A 7,042-nucleotide genomic window follows, 5' to 3' on the forward strand; every position below is an offset into this window, starting at 1 on the left:
TACTTTCAGTTCAGCAAAATTTACTTTACGTTTGACGTAATTACTTTCCATTCCGCCAATTTATTTTACGTTTGACATAATTACTTTCAGTTCAGCAAAATTTACTTTACGTTTGATGCAATTCTTTCAGTTCCGAATATTTTTCTTTCTGTTAGACATAATTTTCTTTCCGTTCGCAATGACTCACCTTCCTTATTCAATGAGAGGCAAAACATATTTTCGATCACGGAATGTGCCTGTATATTCGAGATTCATTGCTGCCAATAGTTTCGCTGCTGACGGTACAGAAGTTAAATGCAAAAACCGCCTACACTCCCGATTGGTGATAGTAGTACCAAAAAGAAGGGCATAGTCGAGTAATGCAGCAATATGGGCATCAGGATGAATCGTATGACACTTGGGACATGTCCATCGATTGCGGTGCGGATGTTTCAAAATGGGCAGCGTAAAGCAGTTCGGGCAGTGGACACCTGTTAGGATGTCATCCTTTGATAGGTGAAAGGCCGATAAAACATCACTATTGAGCGGGGTATGTTGTTTGAGAAAAAGACGGGAGATTTTGTTCATTTCTTTTCTAGTTATTTTCTCTTCCCGGTACATTTTTTCAAAGGCTTCGATTTTGTGAGGTAAATGGGCGGCACGGATGACCATTGGGGGAATCCTTTTATGGGGAGGAGCAGTTTTGAGAATCGTAGACGGATCACTAATCACAATGAGAAACTCGATAGGAAGCATCGGTAACTGGTAAGAGGTAAGCCATGAAATTAACTTCTTCTGTTGCCGTTCCGTTTGTAAAATCGGATCCGGAAACGCTTCTTCTTCTGAATCGATGACTCGGAGCAGTTGAATATAAGGATCAAAGTAAAGGGTCCCTTTTATATTTTTCACTTCGAGAATCAGCAGGTAGGATGCGGATAGTAAAATTGTATCAAATTGAACAAAGGAATCGCCAATCGGTAGCCGTAGATCATGAAAAATGAAGTATCGATCCTTTGAAACCTCTTTTAAAAAGTAGTCGATTGACTTCTCTCCTTCATATCCTGCACGTCTTTTCGCTAGCTCTTTTTCAATCAGTTCCCGTTTCGGATGAGCTGCCGGAAGCCTTCGTAGCAAAGCTTCATATTTTTGGAGAATAAGAGGAATTTTACGTTCTTTTTTTATCAAAAGCATCACTCCCATCAAAATAGAAATATCTGTAAAAATTATCAACTATCTTTTCACCTTAGTCAACGCCTGTCGAATTTTTACCCACTCAGAAACAAATTTGATGTACTAAATCTGCAAAATCAATAAACGGGTTACGGTTTCCTTGAATGTGATAAATGGCTTGGTTGCGGTGTTTTTCATAAATGGTGATAGGGAATGCTTCATGCCATTGGATGAGTAAACGAAGATCGATTTGTTCTAAGAAGCTTTTTTTGATGGCCTTTGGGTAGCGTAAAAGAAAGTACAGCATCGCTCGAGCAGCGGCGCCTTTTCCGTGTTCAGGTTCGAAGCGTCCATCTATGACGATCCCACAATGATTGCGGATTTTTTCTGTTGGTAATTCGGGTTGATAAAAAGAAAAGTCAGCATAGGGGTAATTGGACCTTCTTGAATTGCAAGCAGGTTGACAGACAAATAAATGATGCAAATCACCTTTCATTGGTTCACGTGCATGAAACCAAGATTGGGGAACAATATGTTCTGTATTATACTTTAGTTCCCTATCAATAATTTTCATTTTTTTCAATAAGGTAGAGCCCTTCTTTTTCACTTGTTTTAAAAGGGATTGGAATTGGACATACCTTTTTTGATTCGTTAAAAAGTCTTCCTGAATGAGCTTTTGCGGATCCTCTTTTTCCCCAGAATAAATACTTTTCACCGATCCATCCGGTTGCAAATCGACCCACGTATATAAATAGCGGTCTTTACTGATGGAATAAGGTAATTGGTTTTTATGCGTTGTTTTGACTAGTTCATGAAAAAGGTGAAACAATTCCGTCGCAGATTTATTTGGATGGCTAACATCTTTATAATAGGTTTGAATGTCTTTTATATCACTTTCTTCATTATAATAATGGGTAGGATCTTGCCGAACTTTCTCTTGATTTTTTAATAAAAGAAGCGAAGTGCGAAGACGATCGTTCACTTGCCTTTCTTGTTGTTCGGAGAAAAATTTCACCACTAATTGTTGCAGTTGTCTCTCCTCATTTTCCATCAATGGAATGCCCCCTTAATTAAACAAACGTTTATTTAGATCTTGGATTAAACAAACGTTTATTTAGACCTTGTCTTAAATAATTATTTCGCCATTTAGGATTTATTTCCTTTTTATCATCGAGGATAAAAATCCCCCTGCTAATCAGCAGGGGGATTACATTAACACCAGAATCCTTATTTTGATTTAATAAATCCGTTTTGTAATAACCAGTTCTTTGCTACCTCTTCAACACTTTTCTTTTCGAAATCTACTTGATAGTTCAAATTTGTGATCGTTTCATCGTCTAATTTATCTACAATTGGTTTTAATTCTTTTTCAAGATTTGGATGTTGTTGTAATACATCTGCACGAGTTGTGACCATACCGTTATAAGCAGGAAAGAAGGTTTTATCATCTTTTAAGGCTTTTAAGTTATACGCTTTAATTCTTCCATCTGTTGAATAGGCAACTGCTACATCCACTTCACCATTGCTTAATGCTTGAATAGGTAAGCCTGTCTCCATTTTTTTCACATTCTTAGATCCAAATTTAAAACCATATTCTTTTTCAATTCCTTTTAAGCCATCAGGACGGCTCGCAAATTCAGCGTTTGTAGCAAATGTTAATTTTCCAGGATTTTGATTTACGTAAGCAGCTAAATCACTAATCGTTTCGATACCAAGTTCTTTTGCTTTTTCTTCTTTTAATAAAAGAGCGAATGTATTATTAAAAGCAGCAGGACTTAACCAAATAATGTCGTTCTTTTCTTTATCGATTTTTGCAAGTTTTTCGTATGCTTGTTTTGGATCTGAAATCGTGTCTTGCTTTAAATAAGTCACTAACGCTGTTCCGGTATAGTCCCAATAAAGATCAATTTGATCATTTTCTAGAGCCTTACGAGATAGTTGACCTCCCATTTGGCCAGCTTCTTCAATTTGATATCCTTTATCTTTTAAATATAGAGCTGTAATTTTTGATAAAATGTAAGATTCTGTATGATATTTTGTCCCTACAACAATGGTATCGTCTTTCTTGTCATCTCCTGACGCTGTTTCACTATTTTTGCATCCGGTTAAAACAAACAAAGCTAGTAAAAAAATAAAGACGAAATAAAGTAATTTTTTCATGACGAGTACCCTCCTAAAAAAATAAATTTTAATTGATTGCAGATTGTCTTAAGCGAACTCCTTTTGACGTAATGAACCTTTCTATAAGACGTAAACTAGAATCTGCAATGATTGCCATTAAAGTAACAGGAACGGCTCCTGAGAGAAGATATGTACTATCGAGCATTTCAATACCTGTAAAAATATAATCTCCTAATCCTCCACCACCGATTAAATACGCTAAGGCAGCATTTCCAATATTCAGTACAACTGCTGTCCTAATGCCACCCATCATAGTTGGTAGGGCATTTGGAATCTCAATTCGAAATAGAATTTGTGTTGGTGTTAGTCCCATACCTTTAGCTGAATCCAACAACTGGTTATCAATGGATTTAATGCCTTCTACGGTATTTCGTAAAATCGGTAAGAGGGAATACATAAATAATGCAATAACAGCAGAATACAGACCGATTCCTAAAACTAACATAATAAGTGCTAAAACAGCTATACTTGGTACAGCTTGCCCGATATTAGCAAGATTGAGAAAAGCCCATTCAAACTTTTTGAATCTTTCTCTTGTTATAAAAATGCCAACAGGAATTGAAGTGAAGATGGCAAGTGCCGATGAGAGTGTAACAAGTTTCAGATGTTCAGAAAAAAGAACTATGAATTCATCTGGATAATCAAAAATAAGCTGAAAGTTCCCACTTTGATAGGCCCAAATAAGAAAAATAAGTGAACACAATAAGCAAATAAACTTAAAAAGATTTGACAAGATTTTTTTCTTCATAGTTCACTTCCTTTCTAATCGGTTTATGAGTAAGGCTGTGTAAAAAATGTTTAATATCTTGGCTATGAACAATCCCAACAGGTTGTTGTCCATTTATAATGATCGCTTGTTCATTTGAATTAAAAAGTAATTTTGATAACGCTTCACGCAGGTTTGTGTCAATCGAGATGGTTTCAGAAATTAAATGGTTTTCTACTTGTCGAACATAGCCTTCTTTCATTAAATCGGCAATTGTATAAAGGCTAAGTTGTTTGAATGTACGATCTTTCCCAATGAAATTTGCCACGAACTCATTTTTAGGAGAGAGCAACAGACGACTTGGAGTATCATATTGTATTAATTGCCCATTATTTAAAATAGCAATATAATCACCCAGCTTTATTGCTTCATCAATATCATGACTGACAAACAAAATGGTTTTCTTTACTTGTTTTTGAATTTTTAAAAACTCATCTTGCAAGTGAGTACGTATGACAGGATCTAGTGCACTAAACGGTTCATCCATTAACATGACTGGTGGATCAGCTGCCATTGCTCGAGCAATACCAATTCGCTGCTGTTGCCCACCTGATAATTGGTGAGGATATCTTTTGCGATATTCATCGGGATCAAGTCCAATCAATTCCATTAATTCACTAAATCGTTTCTGTTTTTGTTTGCTGTTCCATCTTAATAAAGTAGGTACAATCATCACGTTTTGTTCAATCGTCATATTTGGGAATAAGCCGTGATGTTGAATCACATAACCGATTTTCCGGCGAAGTTCAATTTCATTAAAATGATGAATTTCTTTTCCGTTAATAAAAATCTCTCCTTTTGACAGAGAAACAAGCCGATTCACCATTCTGAGTAAAGTGGTTTTCCCACACCCTGATGGTCCTAGTAACACAACAATTTTTCCTCTAGGTACAGATAGGTTAATGTCTTTTAGAACTGTGACATGTTTGTTATATATTTTGGAAACATGTTTAAATTCGATCATTGTATGTACCTCCGATAACTGTTCTATTTATCTCGTAAATTCATAGGGGTAAATCGTTTTTGTAACCATCCAAGTAGGCTGTCGGCAATTAGTGATATGATACAAATCAATAAACTACCGGCAAGAATCATATCTGGATGAGTTCTGGATATTCCTTGATTAATAAGAACTCCTAATCCACCTGCTCCAACAAAGGCAGCAATTGCCCCGATTCCAATATTTAATACAACCGCTGTGCGAATACCTGCTAACATGATAGGAAGAGCGTTTGGAATTTCCACTTTTAAAAGCCGCTGTACTTTAGTCATTCCCAATCCAATAGCTGCGTCTCGAATATATGGATTCACATTTTTTATTGCAAGGTATGTATTACGAATAATAGGAAGCTGTGAATACAAAACTAATGCGATAATAGCTGGTAGAAACCCAATTCCTTGGTTAATCAAGGAGAGAATCGGCATCATTAATCCAAAAAGAGCAATGCTAGGAATGGTCATAATCATATTTGTAACTTGTAGGACTGTTTCTGCTAATTCTTCATTTGTTGTCAACATAACACCTATGGGGACACCAATTGCAATAGCAATAACTAAAGACAAACCAACAAGCTGAAAATGTTCCCAGGTTAACGAAATAATCTGTTGTTGATTAGCGAATATATAATCCCAAAATTGTATAACCCTTTCCATATAGCTCCTCCTTTAATCAAATTTATGGCTCTTGTTCTCCCTTTTGAAATCTGTTGTTAGATTCAGAGTGAAATAGTCTTTGTTAAAATAAAAAGCCTCTTTCTGGAAAATAGAAAGAGGCTGAGAATGATCCTTTACATACACAAAGAAGCATTGTCATCCTTTCCTATCTTCCAAGCGTATTGCTTGCTGGAATTGGCACAGTATTCTATACAGAATCTGTTGCCGAGGATTCATCGGGCCAGTCCCTCCACCTCTCTAGATAAGAAATTATGCTTATATATTTAGTTGGTTTTAAAAACAATCAATCTTGTTATTCACTTGAACAAATAATCAAATAAATATATGATTTTATAAATTTCGTAACAATTTGATAATATTTACAATATACATACTATTTCGTTTTTCTGTCAAGCCCATTTGGGGATCGTAACAGGTTGGATCCTCTTAATTAAACAAACGTTTATTTAAACCTCGGCTTAAACAAGTGCTAATTATTATTTCGCCTTTTATGATTTATTTCCTTTTTATCATCGAGGGTTATCGTCTTAATAAAAAATAAACCCTAGTTAGGCTTGCATAAAAACCCCCCCTGCTGTCTGATATGATCCCCTTATAGTAGACAGAAAAAAGAAAGCACATTAATCTGTCTACTATGGAGGGGATTTTTTCTATGGGGAAAATACGAAAAACATATGATGTAAAGTTTAAAAAGAAAGCTGTGGATCTATATAAAAAAGAGGGCATGGGCTACAAATCGGTGGCTAAAGAGTTAGGGATTGATCATACCATGGTACGTCGATGGGTAGAACACTATGACAAAGAAGGAATGAAAGGTCTGGAGGAAAAACGCGGGAAGGCAAAAGGTCCAGGAAAAGGAAGACCGAGAACTCGTCCAGAAGATCCTGAAACGAAAATCAAGCGTCTTGAAGCGGAAGTAGAAATGCTAAAAAAAGCTCTTAAAAATGTGAAAGGGGGAATGGAAACCGTACCAACTCATAAGAAGTTCGCCATCATTCATGAAATCGCTGGTAACCATATTTCTATTCAAGAATTATGTAAGATTGCAGGCGTGTCTCGAAGTGGATATTACAATTGGGTAAAACGGCAGAAACACCCTTCTCAAAAGCAATTAGAAGACGAGCAGTTAAAGAAAAAAATCGAGGAGTGCCATAAAAAACTGAAAGGAATCTACGGGTATCGGAGAGTCAAAGTCTGGCTTAAGAGAAAATACAAACTGAATATCAACCATAAACGCGTACAAAGGTAGATGAAAGAGATGGGAATTCGTGC

The 7,042-nt window shown here is 36.1% G+C and carries 6 protein-coding genes, 2 pseudogenes and 1 riboswitch; of the genes and pseudogenes, 2 read left to right on the forward strand and 6 right to left on the reverse strand.

All coding sequences use genetic code 11. The features are described from left to right. Nucleotides 1–192: 192 nt before the first annotated feature. The 6 genes from ABES52_RS11745 to ABES52_RS11770 form a co-directional block, all read right to left on the reverse strand. Complete coding sequence (locus ABES52_RS11745; protein ID WP_429651346.1) at nt 193–1,164, reverse strand: nuclease-related domain-containing protein; 972 nt, start codon at nt 1,162–1,164, stop codon at nt 193–195. Between the two features lie 88 nt (nt 1,165–1,252). Further along, nucleotides 1,253–2,200, reverse strand: a complete 948-nt coding sequence (locus tag ABES52_RS11750; protein ID WP_429651351.1) for an endonuclease I family protein — start codon at nt 2,198–2,200, stop codon at nt 1,253–1,255. 176 nt (nt 2,201–2,376) lie between these two features. After that, nucleotides 2,377–3,309, reverse strand: a complete 933-nt coding sequence (locus ABES52_RS11755) for an ABC transporter substrate-binding protein (RefSeq protein WP_429651347.1) — start codon at nt 3,307–3,309, stop codon at nt 2,377–2,379. A 28-nt stretch (nt 3,310–3,337) separates the two neighbouring features. After that, nucleotides 3,338–4,078 carry an ABC transporter permease gene (locus ABES52_RS11760; RefSeq protein WP_429651348.1) on the reverse strand — a complete coding sequence of 247 codons (741 nt, stop codon included), beginning with the start codon at nt 4,076–4,078 and terminating at the stop codon, nt 3,338–3,340. Further along, nucleotides 4,047–5,060, reverse strand: coding sequence for an ABC transporter ATP-binding protein (locus tag ABES52_RS11765; protein ID WP_429651349.1), 1,014 nt, complete (start codon nt 5,058–5,060; stop codon nt 4,047–4,049). Before ABES52_RS11765 ends, ABES52_RS11760 begins: the two co-directional genes overlap by 32 nt. Nucleotides 5,061–5,083: 23 nt before the next feature. Continuing rightward, on the reverse strand, nt 5,084–5,749 hold the full coding sequence (locus ABES52_RS11770; RefSeq protein ID WP_429651350.1) for an ABC transporter permease: 666 nt from the start codon (nt 5,747–5,749) through the stop codon (nt 5,084–5,086). A gap of 163 nt (nt 5,750–5,912) precedes the next feature. Further along, nucleotides 5,913–6,018: riboswitch (SAM riboswitch) on the reverse strand. Nucleotides 6,019–6,422: 404 nt separating this feature from the next. Between ABES52_RS11770 and ABES52_RS11775 the strand changes: the two are divergent. Further along, nucleotides 6,423–6,713 (forward strand): annotated as a pseudogene (locus tag ABES52_RS11775) (transposase); the annotation flags it as partial. A gap of 45 nt (nt 6,714–6,758) precedes the next feature. Next, nucleotides 6,759–7,019: pseudogene (locus ABES52_RS11780) on the forward strand (IS3 family transposase); the annotation flags it as partial. Nucleotides 7,020–7,042 lie beyond the last annotated feature (23 nt).

Origin of the sequence: Aeribacillus pallidus, from assembly GCF_050478865.1 — a bacterium.
In the GTDB taxonomy this organism is placed as follows: domain Bacteria; phylum Bacillota; class Bacilli; order Bacillales; family JACDOC01; genus JACDOC01.